Raw genomic sequence first — 2179 nt, 5'->3', positions numbered from 1 at the left:
TAGGCAATCTATCCCAGGTTGCCCAAACATAATGTAAATACAATTGTGTGTAATTTGACCTCATTTTCCTTAACCCGCGTAGGCGGGTTTCGTCTGTGTAGCTGCGAATTCTATTCGCTTTTTATTACTTCATTATCCTTAACCTGCGTAGGCGGGTTTCGTCTGTGTAGCTGCGAATTCTATTCGCCTTTTTATTCACTCTTTTTATTTTTAAATTTCATAGTCCCCCAAGTTTTCGGTTCTGCTTCCGAAGTCAACGCAACATCTCCTAAAGTTAGCTGCTTCACCTTTTCTACATCACCGGAACCTGCCGCTGTTTTTAAATCACGTTTGTAATGAGCATTTTTTATCGCTTCTTCTGGGGAGCGGGAACTTGTTTTAAAACATTGCTCTAAGGTGTCGTATATGCCCACACGACGCGACATTTTGCGATATTGGCGTTCTGTATCCAACAGTTTCGCCATTAACTCTAAATGCATTGCATCACCTTCACAAATTTCTTCTAACACAGCCCATTCATCAGTACCGAGTAGACTATAATCAGCACCGGGACGAGGGTCTGAGAAAACTTCACCAGTCACTTCCATATAAATGCGGGGTAAACTATCGTCAAATTCGTGTCTTTCTTCTAGCCAAATGCGACGAATTTCGCTCAGTTCTTCTGGGGTAATTAGGGTGATATCGCGCATATTTTCTGGGGCTTTACTCCTCAATTGTTGCTCAATAGTTAGGAGTCTTTTTAACCAATATTCTCGCGCTTCTTTAATATAGGGACCAGGAATAGGCTCAACTGAAATTTCCCCTTCTATATTCCGCTCATATAGTTGGACATCTCCAGTTCTACGACGAAAATCTCGCCAATTCCGGTCTTCTGTTTCTATGTCTAATTCTTTGCGTAAATCCAGAAGGGGTTGCAACCATTCTTTTTCTTCATCATTTTGAATCATTGCTTTTAGTGAGCTATCTTCACTCACTAAAGTGCAAACCCAACAACCAAAACGAGAACTACCACAACTAGGAGTAGATGTATCGACAACTAAAGGACATTCATTATCCGCTGTCGCACCTCTGTACATAGTAAATAAATCTTTGTTGCTGTATCCCCAAGGATTTTCCCATTGCATTAAATAAAGCCAAACTTCATCATTTCGCCAATCTTCTATGGGACTGTAAACTAAAGAGTTTGGTAAATTCATGTTCGGACTAAGGTGATCGCGGACTCTTTTCGCTTGCCATTCTTTCATCCTTTTAGCGCGTGATGAGCTTTCAGCTTTACGAATACCTAAAACAACGATCGCTTCACTGTTAACCCGAATCACATCTCGAATAAAGCGGTTAGATGGACTAATTTTTAAACGTTCCGTACACCAACGAAATTTTCTTCTTGGTGCTGGATATCCTTTACCGATTAATCCTACCCAAAATGTTTCTTTTAGTTCGGGGTGTAACAGATGCGGTATCATAGGCATCTGTTGTTGTTTTGCCGCAACTTTAATTTGCTCTAAAGATTTGCGTACCCAAGCAGAAACGTAAGGATTTTCTACAAGGGTGTCCGTTGTAATTACATAAATAGTCTTCGTCCGTTTTTCTAGTGGGAGAGATGCGATCGCATTCCAGATTAACTGTAAAATTGCTGTAGAATCTTTACCACCTGAATATCCAATTACCCAAGGAATGGCATCCAGAGTGTATAATTCTTGTATCTCCACAGTCAGTTCTTGGATATTATCCACTAAATCTGCGACTGTACGCACTTGCTGATTTTTCTTTGCTGGTTGTATTGTAGCCATTTCTCCTTCCCTGTATAGACACGGGCATTATTTACCCTCTTTATATGTACTGCATTTATCAGCTTTAGTATTGTAGAACGTAAATTTTTTAAAAACTTAGTTATATTCAGCGAATTTTATAGAAAACTAATCATAGCGCTTCTCGGTTGGTTGCAATACGCGGTGTAGAGACGCGAAATACCGTGTAGAGACGCGAAATACCGTGTAGAGACGCGAAATTCGGTGTAGAGACGCGAAATTCGGTGTAGAGACGCGAAATACGGTGTAGAGACGCGAAATACCGTGTAGAGACGCGAAATACCGTGTAGAGACGCGAAATACCGTGTAGAGACGCGAAATACCGTGTAGAGACGCGAAATACCGTGTAGAGACGCGAAATACCGTGTAGA

2 protein-coding genes are annotated in these 2179 nt (G+C 41.0%); both read right to left on the bottom strand.

Going from position 1 to position 2179, the window contains the following annotated elements:
• Positions 1-191: 191 nt before the first annotated feature.
• The gene (gene dndC / locus OGM63_RS04910) at positions 192-1790 is read right to left on the bottom strand and encodes a DNA phosphorothioation system sulfurtransferase DndC (protein WP_263744382.1); all 1599 of its coding nucleotides are present in this window, start codon (positions 1788-1790) and stop codon (positions 192-194) included.
• 130 nt (positions 1791-1920) lie between these two features.
• Positions 1921-2179, bottom strand: a 259-nt coding sequence (locus tag OGM63_RS04905) for a hypothetical protein (RefSeq protein WP_263744381.1), incomplete at its 5' end; no start/stop codon positions are given.

The organism is Plectonema radiosum NIES-515, from assembly GCF_025753815.1.
Taxonomy (GTDB): domain Bacteria; phylum Cyanobacteriota; class Cyanobacteriia; order Cyanobacteriales; family Nostocaceae; genus Hassallia; species Hassallia radiosum_A.
This window is presented reverse-complemented; position numbering and strand designations above follow the sequence as displayed.